The organism is Coleofasciculus chthonoplastes PCC 7420, assembly GCF_000155555.1.
GTDB lineage: Bacteria > Cyanobacteriota > Cyanobacteriia > Cyanobacteriales > Coleofasciculaceae > Coleofasciculus > Coleofasciculus chthonoplastes_A.
Genome location: NZ_DS989842.1, coordinates 45,565 through 70,500, shown reverse-complemented (window position 1 = coordinate 70,500; position 24,936 = coordinate 45,565). Strand labels below are relative to the sequence as shown.

Sequence of the window (24,936 nt, the reverse complement as noted above, 5' to 3'; positions counted from 1 at the left end):
GATCGGCTATCAACTTTGAGTAATCCTCTCAGTGTTTCCCCCATCTACCCCTATGGTTACCGTTGCTGGCTGTCGGGTTCTTGCCCAAATCTATGAAAGTAGTAACTCTCTCGTCTATCGCGGTATCCGAGAATCGGATCAGCAGTCGGTGATCCTCAAAGTTCTTAAACAAGATTATCCTACGCTCGCAGAAATTAACCGCTATCAACAAGAATATCAAATCACGCGCTCCCTCAACTTTGGCGGTGTGGTTCAGGCTTATAGCTTAGAACCCCATCAAACCACCTTGGTGATTATCTTTGAAGATTTTGGCGGTTCCTCATTAAAACTCTTACTCCAGGAACGGGGATTTACGCTCAAAGAATTCTTGAGTATCGCCATTCGCAATACAGAAAGCTTAGGCAGAATTCATGCTGCCCATATTATTCACAAAGATATCAACCCTGCCAATATTGTTTTCAATCCTGAAACCGGACAACTGAAAATCATTGACTTTGGCATTGCTACCGTTTTATCACGAGAAGACCCGACTCTGAAAAATCCCTCCGTCTTAGAAGGCACATTAGCCTACATGTCACCGGAACAAACCGGGAGAATGAACCGGGCGCTGGATTATCGGACTGATTTTTATTCCTTAGGGGTTACGTTCTATGAATTGCTAACCCATCACCTTCCCTTTGAAACCGAAGATCCCCTAGAATTAGTCCATTCTCATCTGGCTAAAGAACCGATTCCGCCTCACCAAATTAATCCGCAGATTCCGCCAGCCCTCTCTGCTATAGTAATGAAATTATTGGCAAAAAATGCCGAAGACCGCTATCAAAGTGCCTGGGGACTAAAATCTGATTTAACCATTTGTTTAATGCAATTAGAAACAAAGGGGAAAATTGTTCAATTTTCCCTCGGTCGCCAAGATATTTCTGAGCAATTTCAAATTCCCCAGAAACTGTATGGTAGAGAACGGGAAATTAAAATCCTACTGGACACCTTTATTCGCATTACTGGATGTACTTTATTCCTAGACCCAACGCCAAACTCAATCAGGGCGGGTTTTGAACAAAAGTTATCGTCAACGGCGACACAAAATTCCCTAAACCCGCCCCTACACACTCGAAACTCCCCCAAGGAGATGATGGTTGTATCTGGATATTCCGGTATAGGGAAGTCAGCGCTAGTCCAGGAATTATATAAACCCATTACTCAACGGCGGGGCTATTTTATTCGCGGCAAATTTGACCAATATCAACGGGATATTCCTTACTCAGCCGTGATTCAGGCTTTTCGAGAATTAATCAAGCAGTTGTTAACAGAAACTACCCTCCAACTAACCCAGTGGCGCAACCACCTCTTAGCAGCATTGGGGGGGAATGCTCAAATCATTATTGATGTCATTCCTGAAGTTGAACTGATTGTCGGCAAACCTGTTCCAGTTCCTAAGTTACCTCCCACAGAATCGAAAAATCGCTTTAAGTTCGTTCTGCACAACTTTATCCAAGTTTTTGCTAAACCTGAACATCCATTAGTAATTTTTCTGGATGATTTGCAGTGGGCAGATAGTGCTTCGTTGAAACTTATCGAATGGTTGATGAACTCCTCAGATCAGGGTGAGGCTGAGTCTCATATCGGCGGGATGTTTCTGATTGGCGCTTATCGGGATAATGAAGTGACAGTTTCCCATCCCTTACGATTCACATTCGAGAACATTCGCGCCAGCGGAACCATTATTCATGAGATGGTTTTAGCACCCTTGGGATTAATCAGCATTATTCAATTAGTGGCAGAAACGCTCAAATGTTCCCCTGATCATGCCCAGCCTTTGGCTAAATTAGTCCAGATTAAAACTGGAGGCAATCCGTTCTTTATTAATGAATTTATCAAATACTTGTATCAACAAAATCTGCTCAATTTTAATTCTCAACAGGGAGCGTGGAACTGGGATTTAGCCCAAATACAAGCCCAAAACTTTACCGATAATGTTGTCGCTATTTTGGCAGATAAGATTAAAACATTACCCTCCCAGGTACAACAGGTATTACAGTTTGCCGCTTGTTTGGGGAATTCCTTTGAACTCAAACCCTTAGCCCTAGTTTTAGGCGAATCCCTGTCCGAAACAGCGGTGCAATTATGGCAGGCGATCGTTGAAGGGTTAATTATTCCTTTGGGGGAAGACTATAAGTTAATCAGTCAAGCAGATATGACTCAAACTTTATTGGGTCAACATCAAGGAAGCACCTTAAATTCCGTCTTGTCTAAGACACATATAGAAACTCAAACCTTAACCATTCAATACCAATTTGTCCACGACCGCATTCAGCAAGCCGCTTATTCTCTGATTCCTGAGGAACAATGCCAAGCGGTTCATCGGACTGTCGGTCAATTATTACTGAAAAATACGCCAGCCGACCAGGTATCAAACTCTCTGTTTGATATTGTTAACCATCTGAATATGAGTATTGAGTTAATCGAATCCCCTGAAGAACGGCATGAATTAGCTCAATTAAATCTTTGGGCAGGTGAGAAAGCCAAAGCCGCAACTGCTTATGAACCGGCGAGAAAATACTTAACCATCGGTCGCGAACTGCTTCCGTCAGAGAGTTGGCAGGTGCAGTATGACTTGACCCTAAACTTGGTTCTAGAAGCCATCGAAGTCGCCTATTTATTGACCGATTTTGCCGCCGCCCAAACTTTAACCGATGAGGTGCTAAATCGGGCGCAAACCTTAATGGATAAAGTCAAGGTTTATGAACTGCAAATTTTATTTGATAGTTCTCAAAATAAAATGCTGTCCGCTATCCAAACCGCACAGCAGGTGTTAAACCTATTAGACATACCGCTAACTGAAACACCTCCGGTTTATCAAACCGTTGAGGCGTTAGTGGATTTGCCAGAAATGACTGAACCCACTCAATTAGCGGCGTTGCGAATTTTAATGTCTGTGATGGCACCCGCTTATATTGCTAAACCCTCACTCTTACCGTCGCTAATTTTAACCATGGTGAATCTCTGTATTCGCCATGGAAATTCCTCCCTCGCCGCTTACGCCTATAGCGTTTATAGTTTGCTGTTATGTGGTCAACAAGAAACCATTGATCAAGGCTATTGCTTTGGTCAGTTAGCGTTGAAATTATTAGACCTTTTTCCTGCCAAAGACGTACAAGCCAAAGTCTATCAGCAATTTAATGCCTTTGTCCGACCTTGGAAAGAGCCAGCTATAAACACCTTAAATCCATTACTCGATACGATTCAAACGGCAATTGAAAATGGTGATATTGAATATGCTTGTCACTGTACGGTAAACTATTGTACTTATTCATTTTTCGTCGGACTCTCCTTAACTGAGGTTGAATCCAAACAAGCTCAACATCTGGAACTAAATCGGCAGTTTAAACAAGATTATCAGATTGGGTATATCACAATTTGGCGGAATTTATCCTTATGCTTAATTGAAGCTGACCATTATCCGACGTTAGACTGGACAGTTTTTGATCGCCTTCTTCCTGATTTATTAGCAGCAAAGAATCAGATTTCAATTTTGTCTGTTTATTGGGCGAAGTTATTTCTGGCTTACTTATTTGGCGATGAACCAGAAGCGGAAAGGCTGGTTGGGCTGGCTGATGAGTATCAGGGAAGTGTGAATGGCTTATTAAATAGTGTTTTAACCAATTTCTATTTTTCTTTAGTCCTGTTGTCTCTGTGCCATTCAGCCAGTCCCCGTAAACGCAGACGCTATCTCAACAAAATAGCCAGACAACAAAAAATAATGCAAACATGGGCAGACTATGCTCCTTGTAACTTTCAGCATAAATATGACTTAGTAGAGGCGGAACGGGCGGGATTACGGGGCAAAATTCTGCAAGCGATGGAGTATTATGATCGTGCCATTCAAGGTGCTAAAAAACAGGGTTATCTTCAAGACGAAGCCCTAGCGTATGAACGAGCCAGCAAGTTCTATCAACAATTAGGTCGAGAAGAAATTGCCCAAGCCTATTTACAAAAAGCTTATTACGTTTATACCCGATGGGGAGCAATGGCGAAAGTTAAACAGTTAAAAGCCACCCATCCCCAATGGCTTTTAACTCATGTGAATAACAATGAGTCTGGGGGACTATTACAAAAACCTGCAACCCTGACTACAACCACCCAAAATGGCAAAAATTCGTCAGAGTATCTTGACTTAAATAGCGTTATGAAAGCGGCGCAAGCGATTTCTGGTGAGATTGTCTTGGATAAATTACTGGCGGCGTTGATGAAGATTTTGATTGAAAATGCGGGAGCGCAAAAAGGGTTTTTGATTTTAGAGACGAAAGGAAAACTACGAATTGAAGCCGAGAGACAGGTGAATACGCTGACCCAACCTTGTGCAGAGTGCAATCAAATTCAGGTCTTGCAATCGACTGACCTAGAAGAGACGCAAGTGCTATCAGTCGCCATCATTAATTATGTAGCGCGAACTCAAGATATTGTGGTGTTAAATGATGCCCTAAATGAGGAACAATTTAGGCAAGATTCCTATATTCAAACTTATCAACCGAAGTCAATTCTCTGTGCGCCGTTGATTAATCAAGGAAAACTCAGCGGCATTGTCTATTTAGAAAATAATTTGACGACGGGAGCATTTACGGCTAGCCGATTGGAACTGTTGCGTCTCCTATCCGCGCAAGCTGCTACCTCGATTGAAAATGCCCGTTTCTATAGCAGTTTGGCAGAACTGAATCAGGCGTATGAACGGTTTGTTCCGCGTCAGTTTCTCCATTTTTTGAATAAGGATAGTATTGTCGATGTCCAGTTGGGTGATAATGTCCAACAGAAAATGTCGATCCTATTTTCGGATATTCGCTCCTTCACCACCCTATCAGAAACGCTGACGCCGGAGGACAATTTTAAGTTTATTAATGCTTATTTGTCGCGCATGGAGCCAGCAATTACTGACCATAATGGCTTTATTGATAAATATATTGGTGATGCAATTATGGCATTGTTTAGTGGTCAGGCTGATGATGCAGTTAAGGCGGGAATTGCTATGCTACAACAACTGAGGATCTATAATCAACATCGACAGAATTCTGGCTATCCTCCTATCCGGATTGGGATTGGGATTAATACGGGAGGGTTAATGCTAGGAACCATTGGTGGAGTCTCGCGCATGGATAGCACGGTGATTAGTGATGCGGTGAATTTAGCCTCTCGCATTGAAGGGTTAACCAAATATTATCAAGTCCCCTTATTAATTTCTCATTATACTTTTTCCCGTTTATCTGAGCCGACTAATTATGCGATTCGCCTAATTGATAAAGTGAAGGTGAAGGGAAAATCGGAATTAGTCACTGTTTATGAAGTGTTTGATGCAGATTTACCTGAGATTAAAGCCGCTAAATTAGCTACGTTACAAACCTTTACCGAAGCCTGGTATTTTTATAACATGAAGGCGTTTGCTGAGGCGAAAAAACGTTTTGCTGAGGTGCTGCGGGTCAATCCACAAGATCAAGTGGCGAACATCTATCTCAACCGTTGTCAACAGCAATAAGTAAGTAGGTAAAGGGTGGGGATTGTCATTTGTCAAAACACTGATTTCACAGATTTATTGGAGAGAGTGGGGTAGGGAAGTGAGAGCTTAGTGACACTGATTACATTGAGTCACATCAGGGTGAAAACCTTCCCGTTAGGGAAAACCCGCCTCTACAGCTTCCCCTGCTTCCTCTGCTCCCCCATCTCCCCATCACCCCATCCCCTGCTCACTTTCTCATCGACACTCTACCGGTAGAGAGTTGCTGCTATGAGCGAATTAGCATATTATAAAAATACTGTAATACAAGTAATACGCTAGTATAACACAATAATGGCTTTGAGCTAGAGAGGCAAAAGGATTGAATTTGTCAGTTCTGTTTAGTATCGCTATCTGGCATGTACAGATGCAATACGTCTCCTGACAAAAGTCGAAACGGTTTAACTGTAACGCTTTCTGGTGAAAGAGATTGGGTGGGAAACGTTCACCGTGAAAATCGAGCGAATACTGTGCCGACTTTTCGCAAAACCATACTCATTTAAACATCTTTTTTGAGTTTTCCCCTAAACCTATTTAACTCGTTTATCGATTGAATAGATTGGGTGCATCGCTAATTTGGGTTGAACTGCATAAAAAAGGACTAGATTCTGCTTTAAATATGTAGGGTTTATTTCCTTAACTTTAGCGATCTCCAAGCGACTCTCATGTCAATGCGATCTCTCAAGCGCCTAATTGACAACGGTTTAACGAATGTGCCTCTACGAACGGTATTCGTAGTCCCCTTTCTGGTGCAAATTTTTGCTACAGTCGGCGTAATTGGCTGGTTATCCTTTCGTCACGGAAAGCGGGCGGTGAATGAGGTATCGACTCAATTACAAGATGAAATTACGGTTCATATTGAGGATCAATTAGAGAGATATTTAGCCATTCCTCATCAAATTAATCAGAGTAATCAAGATGCGATTTATCTGGGAAGCTTGACTCTAGACACTTTGCAACCCTGGGAACAGCATTTGTGGCGACAAGTGCAACGATTTGATTCTGTGAGTTATGTTGGTGTGGCGAATGAACAGCGAGGACTGATTGCGGCGGGACGGCGAAATCGGGATCAATTGGTGATTATCCAAGCAAATCCTGGGACAGATTTTGACTTCTATACTTATAGCACCCACAGTGAAGGCGATCGCAAGACCTTTTTAGAGAGTAACAAAAACTACGACCCCCGCCTGCGCCCTTGGTATAAAGCCGCCTTGCAAGCGGGTAAACCCACCTGGAGTGATATTTTCCCCCATTTTGGCGAAGGCGATCGCACGTTGCTAATCAGCGCCGTTCAACCCGTTTACGACAGCAATCAGCAGGTTCAGGGTGTCTTAAACACAACCCTGCGTCTTTCCACGATTAACGATTTCCTGCAAACGCTAAAAATCGGTAAATCCGGACGCCTGTTTATTATGGAACGTTCTGGATTATTAGTCGCCACATCCATTCCGGAACCGCCCTTTCAACATAACCCCAATCAAATTACTCGGTTAAAAGCCAGCCAAAGTCATGATCCCTTAATTCAAGCCAGCGCCAACTATTTAACGCAACAGTTTGGTGACTTCAAGGCGATTAAAGAGTCCCAGCGCCTAGAATTTAATCGTCAAGGACGGCGCCAATTTTTACAAGTCATGCCCTTACAAAATAGCCACGGATTAGACTGGTTAATTGTCGTGGTTTTCCCTGAAGCTGACTTCTTGGATCACATTCATAATAATACCAAATCAACTATCCTACTCTGTCTGGTTGCCCTAATCATCGCCACGGGAGTTGGTATTAGTACCGCCCACTGGATCATTCAACCCATCCAGCGCTTAAATCAAGCCGCCAATGCTATTGCTAATGGGGAATGGGAGCAAAAAATTGAGGTTCCTCGCAATGCTGAACTGGGTAGTCTCAGCGCCGCATTTAATCAAATGGCGGCTCAATTAAACCAATCATTTGCCACTCTCAAAGATCAGAATGAGCAGATGAACCGCTTAAATGAGGCATTGGCAAAAAGTGAAAGGCAATTAGCTCAAATCTTAGAAACCGTTCCCGTTGCTATCGTAGTCGTTGATGCTCAAGGCAGATTCCATTATACCAACGATAAGGCACAACAGTTTATCGGAGGGGCGTTTACCCCAGACGCGATCGCGGATAATTTTTGTGCGGTTCATCACTGGTATATCGCCGGAACCGATCAATTTTATCCGACCGAAGAGTTACCGATTGTTCGAGCTTTACAGGGACAACGATCTATTGTACATAATATTGAAATTCACCAAGACGACCAGATTATTCCGATTGAGACTTGGAGCAAGCCTATCCTTGATGAACAGGGTGAAATTATTTATGCCATTGCCGTTCTTAACGATATCACCGATCGCAAAAAAGCCGAAGCAGAACGGATGCATTTTACCCAAGAACTGGAATTCAAAGACCATCAAAATGCCGCTTGGCAGCGCCTAGATAAGCTCAAAGATGAGTTTATAGCTAATACCTCCCACCAACTCCGTACTCCTCTCTATGGCATTGTCGGCATTGCTGAATCGTTAATCGATGGTGCTACCGGAGAGTTACCCTTACAAACCCGGATCAATTTAGGTACAATTATCGCCACAGGGCGACGCTTATCCAACTTAGTCAATGACATTCTCGATTTTGCCAAACTCAGACACCAAGACATTCAACTCCAGCAACAGCCCGTGGGAGTACGAGAAATAACGGAGGTAGTTCTCCGACTCAGTTATCCACTAATTGGTGATAAAGAGTTACAACTGATTAATGCCATTTCTCCGGACTTACCTATCGCTTATGCGGATGAAAATCGGGTGCAGCAGATTTTGCAAAACTTAGTGGACAATGGGATTAAGTTTACTGATAAAGGAACGGTGAAAATTTCGGCTCAATTGGTAAGCTCAAGGCAGACATTAGAGGGTAGAGGTGCAGCAGTACAGTGGAGCAAGGGAGAGTTGAAAGAGTTAACTCAAAACCATGTCCTTGAGCGCAGCGAAGGAGTAGTCAGCATGGTTTTGGAATCAACGGTATCGTCAACCGATGGCGCGAATTTTATCAACCCGCCTCTACAAACCCGGTTCCCTATAAGCGAAGTGGAGGATCAAAACCATGTTCTCGAACAAAGTGAAGGGTCAACATCCAGTCAGGACGGGGTTTGTACAAACGTTACTATTAATAGCGACAACAAAGTCCCTAAATCTGCCCCGACAAACCATGTCCTAGAAGCCAGTGAAGGGTCAACATTCAAAATGCTAGCCATTACTGTCTCTGACACAGGAATTGGCATCCCCAAGTCTCAATTAAACCGTATTTTTGAATCCTTTGAACAAGGGCAGAGTTTTCTAGGGCATCAGTATGGCGGTACAGGGTTAGGGTTAGCCCTGACGAAAAAGCTAGTGGAGTTGCATGGGGGAACGATTGAGGTGCAATCAACCTTAGGCGTCGGCTCTCAGTTTACGTTTACGTTGCCAATTTTTGACGGACAAATTCCAGACGTTAAGCCCGATCCGATTGAGTCAATCGTGACAATACCTAAGACAGTTTACAGTGCCAATTCCTTTGTGAGTCAACCTCCTAGTGTCGGTACGTCTTGTCCCCTATTACTAACCCTTGATCAACCTAGCTTAACCCTAAAACAACACCCCAATCTCCAGGATGACGAACCCTTAATCAACCCGTTCAAAATTTTAATCGTTGATGATGATACAGTGAATCGCCAGATACTCGTCAACTATTTATCATTAGAAAATTATCAACTTGCCCAAGCCGCCAATGGTAGGGAAGCGTTAGATATCATTAACAATGGTTTTCAGCCTGACTTGATTTTACTTGATGCGATCATGCCCCGCATGACTGGGTATGATGTTTGTAAAAAACTGCGTGAATTCTATCCCCCTACTGAACTGCCCGTGTTAATGTTGACTGCAAACGAGCAAGTGAATGACTTAGTGGCAGGCTTTAGTGTAGGCGTGAATGATTATTTGACGAAACCGATTGCCAAATACAAACTTTTAGTCAGGATTAAAACTCATCTACGTTTATCGACAATTGCCAAAGAAAATGCCCAACTTTACGCAGCGGTGCGGGAAAGTGAGCGGAGATTGATGCAATTTTTAGAAGCCGTACCTGTGGGAATTTTTATCCTCGATGCTAAGGGCAAACCCTACTATGCTAATGAAGCGGCTAAACAGATTTTGGGCAAAGGTATTGTAGATGCTGTTACCGTTGAAGAATTAGCTGAGTTGTATCAAGCCTATCGCACAGGAACGGATCAACTCTATCCCACCAACCAAATGCCTATTTTTATGGCATTGCAGGGAAAAACGTCTACCGTTGATGATATTGAAATTCACCGAGGGGATCAGGTTATCCCGATTGAGGTGTGGGGGACTCCCATCTATGAGGAACAGGGGGAAGTGGCTTATGGGATGGTTGCCTTTCAAGATATCCGCGATCGCAAAAAAGCGGAAGCGGAACGGGAAGCGTTTACTCGTGAGTTATTTCAACTCAATCAAGCCTACGAACGGTTTGTTCCTAGTCAATTTCTCCAATTTTTACAGAAAAAAAGTATTGTGGATGTGCAACTGGGGGATCACGTTCAACAGGAAATGTCTGTTCTCTTTGCCGATATTCGCAACTTTACAGCACTGTCAGAACAGATGAATCCGAGTGAAAATTTTAACTTTATCAATGCCTTCTTAAGTCGCATGGAACCAGCCATTCGGGAATATAATGGCTTTGTCGATAAATATATTGGCGATGAAATCATGGCGCTGTTTAGTGGCAATGCCGATGAAGCAGTGCAAGCAGGAATTGCTATGTTTGAACGGCTGGCTTTATATAACCAACATCGGGCTAATTATAACTATGCACCCATTGAGATTGGTATAGGAATCAATACCGGAGAATTAATGTTGGGAACCGTGGGCGGATTTTCCCGTATGGACAGTACGGTGATTAGTGATGCGGTGAATTTAGCCGCCCGCCTGGAAGAGTTAACTAAAATTTATCAAGTCCGGCTATTAATCTCGCACCATACATTCTTAAAGTTGTCGAATTCCGGTGACTATGGAATGCGTCTTGTGGATAAAGTTAATGTGAAAGGGAAAGCCAAAAAAGTAACCGTTTATGAAGTCTTTGATGCTGATCCGCCGGAGATACGAAAAGCCAAGCTAGCAACGAAAACGGCGTTTGAGCAAGGGCTAATGTTATATTATCGCGATCGCCTTTCAGATGCGGCTCAAGCGTTTAGCCAATGTTTGCAGGTTAATCCAGGGGATAGGGTGGCACAACATTATCTCAAACGTTGTCAGCATCGGATGCGATAATGTCTTATGTCTTATGTTATTTGTTATTTGTCCTTGGTAAAAAACGTAGGGTGGGTTGAGCGAAGCCGAAACTCACCAGCATACCAGTCAGTGACATTTATCTAGGGGCTGCTGCAAGAAATCTTGTGGTTTATGATTGATCATAAGCTGTCATGCATTTAAATTGGGTATTAGTAGCGAGCAAGATGCTTGATGTAGCGAGCAAGATGCTTGATATAGCGAGCAAGATGCTTGATATAGCGAGCAAGATGCAAAGCCTGCGGCATGGCTTCGCTTAACGCACTACGGCAAGGATTGCGCTGTAATAAAGTACAGTAGATCAAAGTCCTCCTTCAGATCCCCCTTCCGTCCCCCGAATAGATCCCCCTTCCGTCCCCCTTAAAAAGGGGGAGACCAGCAGATGCTTCGCGTTTTCTTCCAAGGGGGAGACCAGCGGATGCTTCGCTTTTATTGCACGGGGATTTAGGGGGATCGACAATGTACCGCATAGCAGAGCAAACTGCTGTATTGATATTAAGGTTTAAATGCCGAACAGCTTAAAGTTGTTCTAAAAACTCAGCAACTTGTGCGGGATAGCGTCCAATTGCTGTTTCATCTGAAAGGACAATTCCATCAAATCCCGCTTGTTGAATATCATATAAATGCACCACTTCACTCCGAGTCGGTTGGGGAAAATGCGTCATATATTCCAACACTTGACCCGCCAGAAACTTGGGGCTGGATAATTGCGGAAACTGAGCAATAAACTTGGCTTGCAATTGTCCTAACGCCTTCAATCCCGCCTGCGCCCCTAAATCGCCGCGACAGAACCACAATTCATCAAACCCTTGATCCAGTTGGCTAAGATGACGCATGGCTTCAGGGCGTTCGATTTTGGCAATTAAATAGCGATCGCCTATTTGCTGGCGAATCGGTGTTACCTCTTTACCATCTAAGACAAAAGAACAGGCAAATTGAACAAAGGGATAACTTAACCCCAACTCAACCGCCCTCTGATCGTGTTGGTTTAATTGGGTAAACGGTACAGGATGATCAACACGATTAATTCCTTTATAGGAACTTAATCCGCCATTGGTTAAAACTTTAGCTGTCGCACTCTTATCCTGAATCGCGATAACTTCGAGTTTAATTCGGGCATCATTGAGCGAAAGAATATCACCAATACTTAAGGCGTGAAATAAGTTTTTGTCGGGAATGGGCAATTGTGTGATATCATCAGAGGATTGACCGAAAAATAATCTGACTTTTTCAGGAAGATAGTCACAACTGGGATAATTGCCAATTCGCATTTTCGCGCCTTGCAAATCTAAAACTAGGGGTAAGGTTTTACCTTGTTCGGTGAAGATTTCGGTTAAGCGTTCTAACCATGTTTTTAAGCCTTCTGCTGTTAAATGCGCTACATTCAACCGAAAGCGATCAGCGGTTCGGGACAACTGAGTAATCAGGCGTTTGTTTTCACTAGCGGGTCCTAATGTAAATACTGTTTTCATCTATTTCTATGTAGTGGAGTAGCACACCTTATTGCTTCTAGCATTTTAGCTATGCTGCGCCGCCATCGTGGGAAAAATTTAAATGCAGGAAACCAACAAAACTTAAGATTATTATCTGAAATATTGATAAAATAATATATTTCCCTGTTAACATCGGTGGGTTACGGCGGATACGGCATTAAATGGTTATCGCTTCGATCGAAATTCCGCCTAACCCACCCTACTGGCTACGGGCGTGACATTAGTGAACTGACACAGTACGATCGCGAATCAATGGGGATGCGGTACGATAGAGCATTTGCTTGTTAAAATTTCTGTTAATTCTCGTTTTAGAGTGTCATGGCTGATACCGTTCTCGACGTTCGCAACCTGCAAGTCAAATTTAAAACCGATGAAAAGGAAGTCCTCGCTGTTGATGGAATTAGTTTTCAAGTGAAACGGGGGCAAACCCTGGGTATTGTCGGTGAGTCAGGTTCGGGGAAGTCAGTCACCTCACTGGCGGTGATGGGGTTAGTGTCAACGCCGGGTAAAATTACTCAGGGGGAGATTTATTTTAAACCTCAAGCCGATCACGCTCAACCTATTGAGTTGCTGACGCTGAGTGAGGAACGAAAACGCTTATTTCGGGGGGGTCAAATTTCGATGATCTTCCAGGAACCGATGAGTTCCCTCAACCCCGTCTACACAATCGGGTTTCAGCTTATCGAGGCTATTTTACAGCATCAGGACATCTCCCAAGGTGAAGCACGACGTCAGGCGATCGCACGGCTGCAAGAAGTGCGGCTGATTCCCAGTGATCAGGAACTTAAGCAGGAGTATGAACAGGAAAATCCCGATCGCGCTGTTCGTAGTGAGCGCTTTAGCGCTTCCACTGATCGAGCCATTAGCCAGTACCTGAATCAGCGCAAACAGGAAATGCTCAAACGCTATCCTCACGAACTATCCGGGGGTCAATTGCAACGGGTGATGATTGCCATGGCAATTGCCTGTGATCCGGAGATTCTGATTGCGGATGAACCCAGTACCGCCCTTGATGTTACCGTACAGGCGGCAATTCTGGACTTGCTGAGGGAGTTGCGGGATCAGCGCGGAATGTCGATGATTTTCATCACCCACGACTTAGGCGTAATTGCTGAAATTGCCGATAGTGTGGCGGTGATGTACCGGGGAAATATTGTTGAAAGTGGCGATGTCTGGCAGATTTTTTCTCATCCCCAGCATCCTTATACCAAAGGATTATTAGCCTGTCGTCCTACATTAGAAAAACAGTTAAAATACTTACCCACTGTGGCTGACTTCATGGAGGAGGTGACGACAGAGGAGGGTAAGGTAGAAATTCGCGAAAAATCCCCGACGTTTGAGCAGGAAAATGGGGCAAAAGTTCAGCGAGATAATCGTGCCATTGCTGAGGCGTCACCCTCTGTCCTACTTGCCGTTGAACATCTCCGGGTGGGGTTTCCTTTAGCCAACGTATTTGGCAAAACCAAACGCTATATTATGGCGGTCAATGATGTGTCCTTTGAGGTGTACAAAGGCGAAACATTAGGACTCGTCGGGGAATCGGGCTGCGGTAAATCTACCCTGGCTCGCACATTATTGCGTTTAATTGAACCGATGGGAGGTCAAGTAACCTTTGAAAATAAAAACATCACCCATATTAAAGGCAAGCGCTTGCGGCAAATGCGGCAAAAGATGCAAATTATTTTCCAGAATCCCTTTAGTTCGCTTGATCCTCGGATGAAGATTGGCGATGCGGTGATGGAACCGTTAGTGATTCATAAATGGGGAGATAACACCAAAACTCGTCGCGATCGCGCCGCCTATTTGTTTGAGCGAGTGGGGTTAAACGCCGACTGGATGAACCGCTATCCCCACGAGTTTTCGGGGGGACAACGCCAACGGGTTTGTATCGCCAGGGCGCTAGCACTTGAGCCTAAGTTTATTATCTGCGATGAATCGGTTTCTGCTTTGGATGTGTCGGTACAGGCGCAGGTGCTGAATCTGCTCAAGGAGTTACAGAGTGAGTTAAAGGATGAGTTAAACCTCACCTATATCTTTATCTCCCATGACTTGAGTGTGGTCAAATTTATGAGCGATCGCATAATGGTAATGAATAAGGGCAGAATTGAGGAAATCGATGATGCACAGAGTATTTACCGGGAACCGCAAACCGAGTACACGCGCCAGCTTATTGCATCTATTCCTACCGGAAGCTTGGATCGGATTCAGCAACAGCAAGCAGGGCGAGGATTGATTTCTTGATTTAGAACGCGATCGCTAATAGATTCGGGGTGGGTTTCATACAGCACGATCTGTAGGGGCGGGTTTGACAGATAACTTATAGCAACAAACCGATAACTTAACTAAACCCGCCCGGTTATCGGGGTGGCTCACGCGATCAGGGCGGGTTTAGTTACATTGGGGTCAAATAAGAAATGATAGTTGTAAAATCCGCCCCTACAGGTGCTTAGGGTTCCGGTTGTCGGGGTGGCTCACGCGATCGGGGCGGGTTTAGTTACATTGGGGTCAAATCAAAAAGATAGTAGTAAAACCCGCCCCTACAGGTGGTTAGGCTTGGTTTTGAATTAAGGGTATTATTATGGCAACTGCTGACTTTAATTTTCTGGCAGAATTGAATTATTTTTTGCCTCCAAACAAGCGTCATGTTCGTTTTTATCATGAGTTTAAAGGGCGAACCTCGATTAAGGATATGATCGAATCCCTGGGGGTTCCTCATCCGGAAGTGGATGCGATTGTGGTGAATGGAGAATCGGTTGATTTTTCCTATATTGTCCAGGATGGCGATCGCGTCACGGTTTGTCCGATTTCAGTATTAGATGAAATCAATCCTAGCATTCGGGTGAGTCCCCCTGAACCCCAGAAGTATCGGTTTGTCCTAGATATTCATTTAGGGAAATTAGCGAATGCGTTGCGGTTGTTGGGGTTTGATACCCTTTATCGCAATGACTACGCTGATCCAGAGTTAGCCCAAGTTTCCGCCGATGAGCAACGGATTCTGTTAACTCGTGATACCCGACTACTGATGCGTTCTATGGTGAGTTATGGGTATTATGTGCGCTCCAAAAACCCGGATGAACAAATTGTGGAAGTCTTGCGTCGCTTCAATTTATTTGATGCTATTTTACCCTTTCATCGGTGTATCCGCTGTAATGGCGTATTAGAACCTGTTGAAAAAGACGCGATCGCGGATCAGTTACCAGAGAAAACACGACAATCCATTGATGAATTTCATCGCTGTCAAACCTGTCAGCAGATTTATTGGCAAGGGTCACATTTTGAACGGATGCAACAGTTTATTGAACAGGTTATGGAGGCAAAAGACTAAGGAAGCCTGATCAATTAGGAATCAGCAACAATCTCTTGAACGATCAGTCAAAAGCCAGTAATCTCGATACAGATAAATTTCCACAGTTTGCCGTTAACAGGGGAGCCGATCCATTTAACGTGACGAATCATGAAGGGAGCGAAAATCCGGATAATCACGAACTGAGCCAGGTGACTACCACCCCAAAAGGGCAAAGACTAACAACCCATGCGCGAGAGAGTCTTCTCCGTCACGGTTTTAGCCAACCCTTTGACTTAGTAGACGATATCATTGAAAACTATACTCGCAAGACTACCCAAAAAGACGGAGCGACAGTGTATATCCAGCGAACTCGCTCAAGACGAAGACTTTACAATATAGTAATTGTGGGAGATGCAGGAATTGTTACGGGTTTGCGGAATATTAGACCCCAAGAACTAGAAAGACTTGGACTAAGGTACGGTTTTAACCCCAATCCCGCTAACTAATGTTTCATCCATCCCCAAAAACAAGCGTATACAACAGACAAAAAATGAGCAACCAATCTCTTCTTAAAACTGATGGATATCAAGTTCTATTCAATCTCACACATCTAGAGCATACTAAAGACTATCTTGATGCCATTGTCGAATTTAGGCTAGATCCCCAACTGGCTAGCGTTTCTGTTAAATCTCCTCAAACTTTTATCAGTATCAAGGATTTACAGGAATTAATTGCCTATTTTGAAAATCACATTACCTGTTTACAAAATAATCCCGATAGCCAATCAGAACCCTTCGTTACCTGGGAACTTGGTTTTCAAGTACAAGCATTATCCGGAGAAATTCGTTCACCACAGGATGGTGAGTTTGACATTCTATTTATGGTAAATGTAGGACAGGGTAATGAGGAGGTGGGTTCAACCTATGTTGGCGGTGAATCAGCAGTTACGCTTGAGAATATTCAACGCTTTATTTCATCAGTGCGGACAGCACTAGATTGGGGAAGGGAACGCCTTGAAAGTTTTACCTAGCTATCTGTATCGCTGTCACCCTTTATTATTATGATTTTTATTAATCCTAAAACTGACTTTGCTTTTAAAAAAATATTTGGCTCTGAGCAAAGCAAAGATATTCTAATCAGTTTTTTAAATGCTCTGCTCTACCAAGGACGAGCCGTTATCCAGGATGTAGAAATTCTCAATCCCTATCTGGCTCCCCAAATTCAGGGGATTAAAGATACGTACTTAGATGTGAAGGCTAGGATAACTGGCGATAAAACGGTGATTATTGAAATGCAAGTTTTGAATGTAGAAGGCTTTGAAAAGCGAATTTTATATAACGCGGCGAAAGCCTATTCCATTCAATTACAACCTGGAGAAGATTACACGATACTGAGTCCGGTGATTGCTTTAACTATTACCGACTTTGAAATGTTTGAGCATCTGAATCAGGTCATTTCTAATTTTATTCTCAAAGAAAAGAAACTCTTGACAGATTATCCAATTAATGATTTAGAGTTAGTGTTTGTAGAATTACCCAAGTTTAGCAAAAGCTTAGAGGAGTTAGAGACATTAACTGAGCAATGGATTTATTTTATCAAAACAGCTAGAACTCTAGAGACTATCCCCGAAACCATGGCGCAAGTGCCAGAAATTCGCAAAGCCTTTGAAGTAGCGAATCAAGCAAATCTAACTAGGGAAGAATTAGAAGCTTTAGAACAGCGAGAAATCTATATCCACGATCAACGTAATGCGATTCGACGGGCATTGAGACAGGGGAAAGAAGAAACCCGTCGAGAAATTGCCAAGCAACTTCTGGATGTGTTAGATGAGGAAACAATTAGTCGGAAAACGGGGTTGAGTCTGGAAGAAGTGCGACAGTTCAAAATCGATGAATTAAATGATGAATAATAATTGGGTTTGTAGTAAGGGCTTGACGCTGAGATTGTGTTGAATAAGAAGCATCAACCCAACCTACTGGCGTGGGTTGAAAAATTGAATGACGCCCCATTGCCCATTGGTTAACCATTGCGGATCATCTTGATTCAATCGCTTAATTTGAGCCGGTTTTAATCCGGCGGCGACTTCAGCTTTGAACGTGCGTAGGGCGGCAAATGGGGCGGGAAAATAGCAAACAATGTCTTCCCAGGGCGTGGTATAATCCCATTGGCGATCGCCTAGTAAGCGGCGATAATTGGCATCTCCTTTAATCATCACAAGTTGGGATTGATTTAATTCACTGCGCCATGATTCTGGCATATCCCAAAAGGCGAGGGGGGCTGTCCAATAGGAATCCTCGCAGCAGATTATGTTACCGTTGTCAATATGATTTTTGAGACGTTTTCCTAAAGATTGGACATCCTGATGGCTATGGTGACAGAGAACGTTAATTGTGTGGTCAACATCCTTAATCATGGCATCAGACACCAATACTGGGTGAGGCTTTAAATGTAAGTAAACAGGTTGAGCGATTCCACTGTTGACGAAAAAGTCAGCTACACATAAATCACAGAACAACTCAAACCCAGCATTATCCACAATTAAATCGATGCGAACTCCCTTCAGGTGAGCAATGTGATCGGCAATTTGGGGGGTATGATCAACTAAAAGATTTGCCTGTTCGCGATAGGCTTCAATATTCATCCGCTGACTCTCTCCGGCGTCAGTGGGAAACAGGCTTAAATCAATGCGATTTCCCCAAAGGGCAAAATAAAAGAGGGCGATTAAATCGATACGGTTCCATTTCCCTTGAGCATCAACAAAGGTGTTAATTTTGCCACTCATTGTCTCAATCGCGGACATTACCTTTGCCAAACTGCTGTGTTTTTGTGGTTCAAAGGGATCGACTCGGTGCCATTTTCCCGGTTGAAAATAGTGGGTAGCTTCTAAGATGCGACGGTAGAGATAAACTTCTGCGGGATACCAGGGGATATCAATCCAGCGCTTTCCCTGGTAGGGTGACATATAGGTATTCCACGCCTCTAAATCGGGTTGAGTTTCATCCTCAAGCGATCGCACGATTCCGTAAGGCAATTCCTGACGCAGATTCTCTAGATTCTGAGTAATCGAGGCGGGATAGTTGTTGGATGCGATCGCCCGTTCAATAATCGTCACCCAGCGTTGCGTCAGTGTCTGGTGAGCAAAGGAACCCTCCTCTGACATCATCAGGGGTGGTGGGATGGGGATACAGGGTTTAGTGGGGGACATAATGAGATGAGCGCGATCGCATAGGCTTGTAGTAGGGAACCTTAGCCCTATATTCCGTTACAGATTACCATAGGCGATCGCACAAAATAATTATCCCAGATTCCCCCATCACCGTAATTATGGGTATTCAACCGGACATGATATTACTACGAACCCAAGCTAATCTACCAAATTAGGCGTGCGCCCCTACAGTTGACATACCGCTACAACTTAGCCACCGCACCATCTCGACGGTTGTCGCCAGCACCGACAAGTAAATTATCAGACGTTTTCATCACCGTATGAACCCCGCCAAAAAACAAATTCTTTTCCCGCCAACGCACAACCTGTTGGTTCGTCAATAATGGATTAAGTATTTCCGCTTCAGTTAAACCGGGTTCGATATGAAACCGACCATTTTCTCCATGGGTTCTCGGACTATTCACCGCTTGCTCAACCGTCATATTAAAATCTAAAATATTAGAAATAACTTGTAAAATAGCCGTCCTAATCCGATTAGAACCCCCTGACCCTAAAACAACTTCCGCCTGATTATTCTGCAAAACAATCGAGGGAGACATCATCGACGAAATCCGCACATTTTCTTGCCACTGATGAAAACCTTGGGGATTTAAGTCTTCCTCTCCTAACATATTATTCACCATAATCCCTGTCCCCGGAATCACATAACCCGACCCTTCCCCGTTAGACGTGGTAACACTAGCGGCATTTCCCACCTCATCGATAACACTAATATGGGTGGTACTGCCCCATTTATTTACCGTTTCTGCTAAGTCTTGTTGATACTGGGCAATAAAATCGTCAGCTAAAAATTGATTAACAATATTCTCTTGATACAAATAATCATTCAGCCCCTCCTGTCTGGCTGCATTTGTCAACTGCATAACCTGTGCCAGAATTTCTAAATGACGCGCACTGCCAAAGCCCAGATTCGCTAACTCAACGGTAGATAATAATTTTAATGCCCAAGCTATCAATATTCCACCAGAACTGGGAGGCGGGTTGGTGAATAATGTATTGCCTCGATAATTAACCGTTAAAGGTTGCCGTTCGATCACCCGATAATGCTTTAAATCGTCTAAGGTTAAATATCCGCCAAATTCCTGACAATCGTTGACTAATTGATGAGCAATATCTCCTTGATAAAATTCCCGAACTCCCTTTTTCGCTAAATACGCTAATGTATCGGCAAAGGCGGACATGGTTATCGTTACATCGGGTGCGATAGGTTTCCCGGTGAGAATAAAAACATTTTGTCCGTTTTGATTCGCCATAAGAATTGGCGTCAGAACTGAGGTTAAACAATAGTATTGAAATCGATTTAATTTAACCCCATGTTTCGCGTAGTGAATCGCTGGTTCGGCTATAACGTGGAAGGGTAAACTACCCAATCGTTGGTGAACGTGAAACACGCCCGCCATATTTCCGGGAACCGCCATAGAACCCAGCCCAATATGAAACTCTTGGATAGCACCACCAAAATTAACATCAACGGGATAAAAATTAATTTCATCCTCAGGACGTTTTTGACATGGGGTTTGGCTAAAAAAATCAAAGAGAATATTGTGATTCGTTTGGGTATGGGCTAAGAGGAAACCGCCTCCCGCTGCTGAGGTGAGTCCCGGTTCCGTGACAAAGGAGGCAAGAATCGCTGCAACCGCCGCATCAAACGCATTACCACCAAGGCGAAACATTTCCCTACCCGCCTCAGCCGTTTTCTCATGTCCAGCCGCGATCGCGCCGCGTGTTTTTTGTGTCATAACGGTTAATGTCTAGTCCGAATAACCACCAGAAGCTTTTGAGTTATAGCAGTTATTCACATCATCATAACTAGCATCAGGATCAACATACGGTTGTGACAGTTACCAAATTGTCTCGTTTTTCAGCCATCAGAGTGAGGGTTCGAGTGGCTTGTAGTAACCGCTAAAGCGGTTCTAAGGTTAGACAGTCTCCCTGAGAGGAGAAATAGATTCAGTCGCCATTGACAACTTATAAAAGTGGCACATACCTTTGCGCGTGAATCCCATTAAAGCTTTTAGCGTTGAATACAACATAAACTTAGTGCCACAAATGGTCAAATGCTAACTACTCATCCCCGTAAAAAAGCATTTTTTGCGTTGCTACTGCTTGTATCTGCTGCCAGCTTCGGAGTAACCATGGCATTATATATTGCACCAGGCTCTCTAGGACAGATGATATTTTCCCTGTGCAAAGTCTGGTTATTGGCACTCCCCCTAGTCTGGTTTATTTGGGTGGATCATGGCAAATTTAGACTATCCCTACCGAAAAAAAATGAATTGTTAGTAGGTACAATATTAGGACTGTTGATGTTTGGGATTATTCTCAGTGCCTATTGGCTGTTAGGTCAACAGTGGATTGATGTGACAGATGTCCGGACTAAGGCAAAGCAAGCAGGTATTACTAGCCCAAAGATTTATCTGGGTGGCGCGTTGTATTTTACGTTTATTAATGCGTTAATCGAAGAGTATATCTGGCGTTGGTTTGTGTATAAAAAATGTGAGGTATTGGTATCTGGGACAAAAGCCGTATTCTTGGCGGCGATGCTATTCACTCTCCATCACATTATTGCCTTAGCCGCTTACACTGCTGATTGGGGGGTCGTCCTATTAGGTTCCGTGGGCGTATTTATCGCTGGGGCAGTATGGTCATGGTGTTATCTCACCTATCGTACCTTATGGTCAAGTTACATCAGCCACATTCTCGCCGATTTAGCGATCGCAATTGTGGGTTGGCATCTGCTGTTTGGGTAGCTACGATGATAACAATGAGATTTCTAAGTGTAAATTCTGCCTAGCGCGTTCCTCGAATTGATTGAACATCGGATTCGTTAAATAGAGTCGTTCCCGTTGGCAAAAGTTCTGTAAAATCTGTTTTCGTTTTGGACGATAAATTTGATCGGGAATCCAGGAATATTCTTGTCGAATAGCATAAGCATAACTATAATAGTCTAACTCGGCTGTACCCAGAATGGCTAAATCAGCATCTAAGAGAATTTGGCAGTCCAGTTCATTCACTGAAGCTTGATGGGTTTTAGTCTGCAAAATTAGAGTTTTGATTCGCCTTATTGGTGCAATTGGCAGTTTCAATTGGTTTAATGCCAATTCTGCGTAATTAGCGCTTTTTTCTTCATTGTCGTCTGACTTTGGGTCATAAAAGATATCGTGAAACCAAGCCGCGACACGAATGATCGAGAAATCCAGAGTAGTAAGTTGGGGGGTGAGTCTATGTTCACGGATCTCTTCAATTGTTGTTAAAACTTGTTTGACATGGTTGAGATTGTGATAGAATCGTTTTGGATTAGAATAAGCAGCAACTAATTCAATAAATACGTTCTGGCTAAGGTGAGGATGAACTTGAAACGGTTTCATCGCTCTATCCCATTGAGATTTTAAAGCATGAATTGAGCCAGTAAAATGCTGCATAAATAGTGTTACTATAACTTTTTATACGAGAAGCAAAGGAGTTACGATGAACAGATATCTGGATCAAATCTTGAAGCGGCGTCGCTGGTTACTGGTGAGTCTGTTTGTCGCTCTAGCTATTCTCACCTATTTTAGTCAACACGTTTAACAGAACTATTTTCTTTTTCTCTCTTGTCCCTTCTCAGAACGACTTTGGCAATGTAAGGGATGCACCCATTCCCTATTTTATTGCCTATTGCCGTGACCACTACTTATCGAGTTTGGCGCTTCCGCAGAGAAGTTCTACCCAAAACAGCCATCATCAAGAGACTTAACACTGAAGTAGGTTCAGGAACAGATTCCGACCTAGTGTCGGTCAAAAGAGGCATTGGTTCACCTCTATTATTCTCTGTCTCTGAGTCAGTTAGTGACTCTGGGAAACTTACAGCATCTCTATCAGCCAGGTTGCTGGCAAAGCTGAAATTATCCATTTGAAACGCTTCATTTGCCGCCGAGACAGCCAGTGGAGGTGACTGCATCGCAAACGATAGGGAATTAAATGCTGTATCCGCAACGATTCCCAGGAAACCAGTACCTTGTCCCTGAAAATACTCCGAGAAGACGACTGTATCTATACCCGGTATTCCATCGAACAAACCCGAAACCGTTAATCCTCCATTACTGGTTGTTGAGTTAAAGTCAGCGCCGAATCCGAGTATTTGAGAGGGAAACTCAAACTCGACACTCTCAGAACGACTGGGTGTGGAGGTATAAAATTGACCAGAACTCCAGACTGATGACATCCCTGTAACCTGAATCCCACTTTCTAGGAGTAAGTTTTCACTTTGGTCTCGAGGTGTCGAGAAAGTCTCCGTAGTAATACCAGACACTGTTTCTTCCCAAGCCATCCGGTCAGTGAATACAGTCACCGCTTCAGCCGGAGTCACACCTGTTCCCAAAGCCATCAAAGTCGCGCTAGCTGCTGTCATCGATAAGGTTTTCATGGCAGTTGATGTAAACATGGTTGCTTGCGAGTAAAGGTTTTCGAGGACTCTTCTTTGAAGAAAAAATCTGGAAGATTTAATTTGAGGGGAAACAGATGGCTTTGATTACATTTTTTTTGTTGTTCCTGGACAATTGTTTAAGTTGCTTAGTTAATTAAATAGTGTCATATACGTAGTTTTACTGTCTAGTGAAACTACTTAACTTTGCAAAAACTTTGATATATATCAAAAATACAAAGGCAGGGCAAAACAGCTACAAGCCTTTGATGGTAAGAACTTGAGGGATTTTTAATGAATAACAATTATAAAAACTTCATAAAGCAAATAGTGCAAAACATAAAAACATTGATTTATGAAAACTTTATGGAATTCGTAAATGCTTTATGAGGTCTTCACAAAAGACCCGGATAAAAAAAGATATCCGTAAAATTCCGGAATACTGAAGTGGGGATAGATGAGGTTATTTATCAAGTTTTGATAAAGTGCAATTATTTTTTATCCGAAGAAAATTCCAGTGAAGTTAAGCGTTCTATTTTTGGCGCAACGCAGCAGGTCTTGTGGCTGATTTAATGGAAACAGCAAACCTATTCAACCCATGCATGACCCGTTCCTCTATGTATCACCTTGGCTTTGGGCAAGATGACCTCGGTTCACCGCCGCCTACCCTGGCGCTGTTATCCGGTGATCCGCAACGCGCTTCTCAGATTGCTCAAGACTATTTGCAGGAGGGGCGTCTGCTCTCGGAAAATCGGGGATTAAAGAGTTATCTGGGCAAATTGTCCAATAATCGCCCGATTTTATCGGCGACAAGTGGCATGGGCGCACCGTCTCTGAGTATTGTGGTGAATGAGTTGGTGCAATTGGGGATTGAGACAATTATTCGCGTGGGGACTTGTGGCTCGATTCAAGAGTATGTTCCGGTGGGTAGTATTGTGATTACTCGTGCAGCATTATGTCGCCAAGGTGCAGCTAATGATATTGCTCCGATTGAATATCCGGCGGCGGCTGATCCGTTTCTGACAGTGAGATTAGTGGAGGCGGCGCGGGAGTTAGGGATTGAGCATTATCTGGGGATTACGGCGTCGGTGGATACATTTTATGAAGGGCAAGAACGCACCGATTCGGCGAATCCTTATTTAATCCGTCGGCTTCAAGGCATTACTCGAGAATATCGTCGTTTGAATGTTCTCAACTATGAGATGGAATGTGGCACATTATTGAAAATGGCGGGGGTGTATGGATTTGCCGCCGCTTGTGTTTGTGGTGTTGTTGCCCAGCGAACGGCTGGAGAGGGGGTGATTGTCGGGGAGAAAGAGGTAGCTGTGCAGCGTGCGATCGCGGTAGCCATACGTGCTGCCGAAAACGTTGACTAGAACAGTTTACTAAACCAGCCGATTGATAGAGTCGTCTGAGAATCGCCAGAACCTTTTCCCCATACAGCGCCACATCATCAGGGCGGGCGCGGCGGTTAATCCAAGCAATCGCTTCGGTTAACTCCAATTCATCGGGTACGTCTAGGACTTGGAATCCTCGCGATCGCAAGTCATCAGCAACCAGATTTCCAATACGAATTAAGTTTGTTTGGGGAATTTTACCATGAGTTTCGATAACGCCAACGGGTGTTTTCTGGAGACGCGAT

At 43.7% G+C, this 24,936-nt stretch carries 14 protein-coding genes; 9 read left to right on the top strand and 5 right to left on the bottom strand.

Going from position 1 to position 24,936, the window contains the following annotated elements; translation table 11 throughout:
- The first annotated feature begins 52 nt into the window (after positions 1–52).
- Both MC7420_RS02420 and MC7420_RS41085 read left to right on the top strand, forming a co-directional pair.
- A complete protein-coding gene (locus MC7420_RS02420; RefSeq protein ID WP_044204609.1) occupies positions 53–5,524 on the top strand; it encodes an AAA family ATPase in 5,472 nt (1,823 codons plus the stop codon).
- A gap of 683 nt (positions 5,525–6,207) precedes the next feature.
- Positions 6,208–10,869: a response regulator gene (locus tag MC7420_RS41085; RefSeq protein ID WP_083798896.1), complete on the top strand. Its 4,662-nt coding sequence runs from the start codon at positions 6,208–6,210 to the stop codon at positions 10,867–10,869.
- A 536-nt stretch (positions 10,870–11,405) separates the two neighbouring features.
- Here the strand turns inward: MC7420_RS41085 and MC7420_RS02405 are convergent.
- Positions 11,406–12,359 (bottom strand): pyruvate kinase, encoded by a 954-nt coding sequence (locus tag MC7420_RS02405; protein WP_006098492.1) that lies wholly within the window; start codon positions 12,357–12,359, stop codon positions 11,406–11,408.
- Positions 12,360–12,698: 339 nt separating this feature from the next.
- Here MC7420_RS02405 and MC7420_RS02400 point away from each other — a divergent pair, with 339 nt between their 5' ends.
- The 5 genes from MC7420_RS02400 (at position 12,699) to MC7420_RS02380 (ending at position 17,575) form a co-directional block, all read left to right on the top strand.
- The gene (locus MC7420_RS02400) at positions 12,699–14,621 is read left to right on the top strand and encodes an ABC transporter ATP-binding protein (protein ID WP_006098481.1); all 1,923 of its coding nucleotides are present in this window, start codon (positions 12,699–12,701) and stop codon (positions 14,619–14,621) included.
- A gap of 337 nt (positions 14,622–14,958) precedes the next feature.
- Positions 14,959–15,705, top strand: a complete 747-nt coding sequence (locus MC7420_RS02395; RefSeq protein ID WP_006098724.1) for a Mut7-C RNAse domain-containing protein — start codon at positions 14,959–14,961, stop codon at positions 15,703–15,705.
- 35 nt (positions 15,706–15,740) lie between these two features.
- Positions 15,741–16,172 carry a hypothetical protein gene (locus MC7420_RS02390; RefSeq protein WP_006098547.1) on the top strand — a complete coding sequence of 144 codons (432 nt, stop codon included), beginning with the start codon at positions 15,741–15,743 and terminating at the stop codon, positions 16,170–16,172.
- A gap of 44 nt (positions 16,173–16,216) precedes the next feature.
- Entirely contained in the window at positions 16,217–16,696 is a 480-nt protein-coding gene (locus MC7420_RS02385) for a hypothetical protein (protein WP_006098462.1), read from the top strand.
- A 30-nt stretch (positions 16,697–16,726) separates the two neighbouring features.
- Positions 16,727–17,575, top strand: coding sequence for an Rpn family recombination-promoting nuclease/putative transposase (locus MC7420_RS02380; protein WP_006098322.1), 849 nt, complete (start codon positions 16,727–16,729; stop codon positions 17,573–17,575).
- Between the two features lie 63 nt (positions 17,576–17,638).
- Here the strand turns inward: MC7420_RS02380 and MC7420_RS02375 are convergent, their stop codons facing one another.
- The gene (locus MC7420_RS02375; RefSeq protein ID WP_006098470.1) at positions 17,639–18,871 is read right to left on the bottom strand and encodes a damage-control phosphatase ARMT1 family protein; all 1,233 of its coding nucleotides are present in this window, start codon (positions 18,869–18,871) and stop codon (positions 17,639–17,641) included.
- A 203-nt stretch (positions 18,872–19,074) separates the two neighbouring features.
- Complete coding sequence (gene ggt, locus MC7420_RS02370) at positions 19,075–20,631, bottom strand: gamma-glutamyltransferase (protein WP_006098589.1); 1,557 nt, start codon at positions 20,629–20,631, stop codon at positions 19,075–19,077.
- 318 nt (positions 20,632–20,949) lie between these two features.
- Between ggt and MC7420_RS02365 the strand changes: the two genes are divergently transcribed.
- Positions 20,950–21,642, top strand: coding sequence for a CPBP family intramembrane glutamic endopeptidase (locus tag MC7420_RS02365; protein ID WP_044204604.1), 693 nt, complete (start codon positions 20,950–20,952; stop codon positions 21,640–21,642).
- On the opposite strand, the gene MC7420_RS02360 is transcribed toward MC7420_RS02365, so the two are convergent.
- Positions 21,643–22,314, bottom strand: a complete 672-nt coding sequence (locus tag MC7420_RS02360) for an HD domain-containing protein (protein WP_006098549.1) — start codon at positions 22,312–22,314, stop codon at positions 21,643–21,645. It abuts the gene before it with no gap.
- 251 nt (positions 22,315–22,565) lie between these two features.
- Positions 22,566–23,315, bottom strand: coding sequence for a PEP-CTERM sorting domain-containing protein (locus tag MC7420_RS02355; protein WP_006098511.1), 750 nt, complete (start codon positions 23,313–23,315; stop codon positions 22,566–22,568).
- Positions 23,316–23,896: 581 nt separating this feature from the next.
- Here MC7420_RS02355 and MC7420_RS02350 point away from each other — a divergent pair.
- A complete protein-coding gene (locus tag MC7420_RS02350; RefSeq protein ID WP_044204600.1) occupies positions 23,897–24,670 on the top strand; it encodes a nucleoside phosphorylase in 774 nt (257 codons plus the stop codon).
- Positions 24,671–24,936: the final 266 nt, after the last annotated feature.

What these genes read in the sequence shown, in the direction of transcription:
- MC7420_RS02420 (WP_044204609.1), top strand. Translation starts at nt 53, where the DNA reads ATGGTTACCGTTGCTGGCTGTCGGGTTCTTGCCCAAATCTATGAAAGT.
- MC7420_RS41085 (WP_083798896.1), top strand. Translation starts at nt 6,208, where the DNA reads ATGTCAATGCGATCTCTCAAGCGCCTAATTGACAACGGTTTAACGAAT.
- MC7420_RS02405 (WP_006098492.1), bottom strand. Translation starts at nt 12,359, where the DNA reads ATGAAAACAGTATTTACATTAGGACCCGCTAGTGAAAACAAACGCCTG.
- MC7420_RS02400 (WP_006098481.1), top strand. Translation starts at nt 12,699, where the DNA reads ATGGCTGATACCGTTCTCGACGTTCGCAACCTGCAAGTCAAATTTAAA.
- MC7420_RS02395 (WP_006098724.1), top strand. Translation starts at nt 14,959, where the DNA reads ATGGCAACTGCTGACTTTAATTTTCTGGCAGAATTGAATTATTTTTTG.
- MC7420_RS02385 (WP_006098462.1), top strand. Translation starts at nt 16,217, where the DNA reads ATGAGCAACCAATCTCTTCTTAAAACTGATGGATATCAAGTTCTATTC.
- MC7420_RS02380 (WP_006098322.1), top strand. Translation starts at nt 16,727, where the DNA reads ATGATTTTTATTAATCCTAAAACTGACTTTGCTTTTAAAAAAATATTT.
- MC7420_RS02375 (WP_006098470.1), bottom strand. Translation starts at nt 18,871, where the DNA reads ATGTCCCCCACTAAACCCTGTATCCCCATCCCACCACCCCTGATGATG.
- ggt (WP_006098589.1), bottom strand. Translation starts at nt 20,631, where the DNA reads ATGACACAAAAAACACGCGGCGCGATCGCGGCTGGACATGAGAAAACG.
- MC7420_RS02365 (WP_044204604.1), top strand. Translation starts at nt 20,950, where the DNA reads ATGCTAACTACTCATCCCCGTAAAAAAGCATTTTTTGCGTTGCTACTG.
- MC7420_RS02360 (WP_006098549.1), bottom strand. Translation starts at nt 22,314, where the DNA reads ATGCAGCATTTTACTGGCTCAATTCATGCTTTAAAATCTCAATGGGAT.
- MC7420_RS02355 (WP_006098511.1), bottom strand. Translation starts at nt 23,315, where the DNA reads ATGTTTACATCAACTGCCATGAAAACCTTATCGATGACAGCAGCTAGC.
- MC7420_RS02350 (WP_044204600.1), top strand. Translation starts at nt 23,897, where the DNA reads ATGACCCGTTCCTCTATGTATCACCTTGGCTTTGGGCAAGATGACCTC.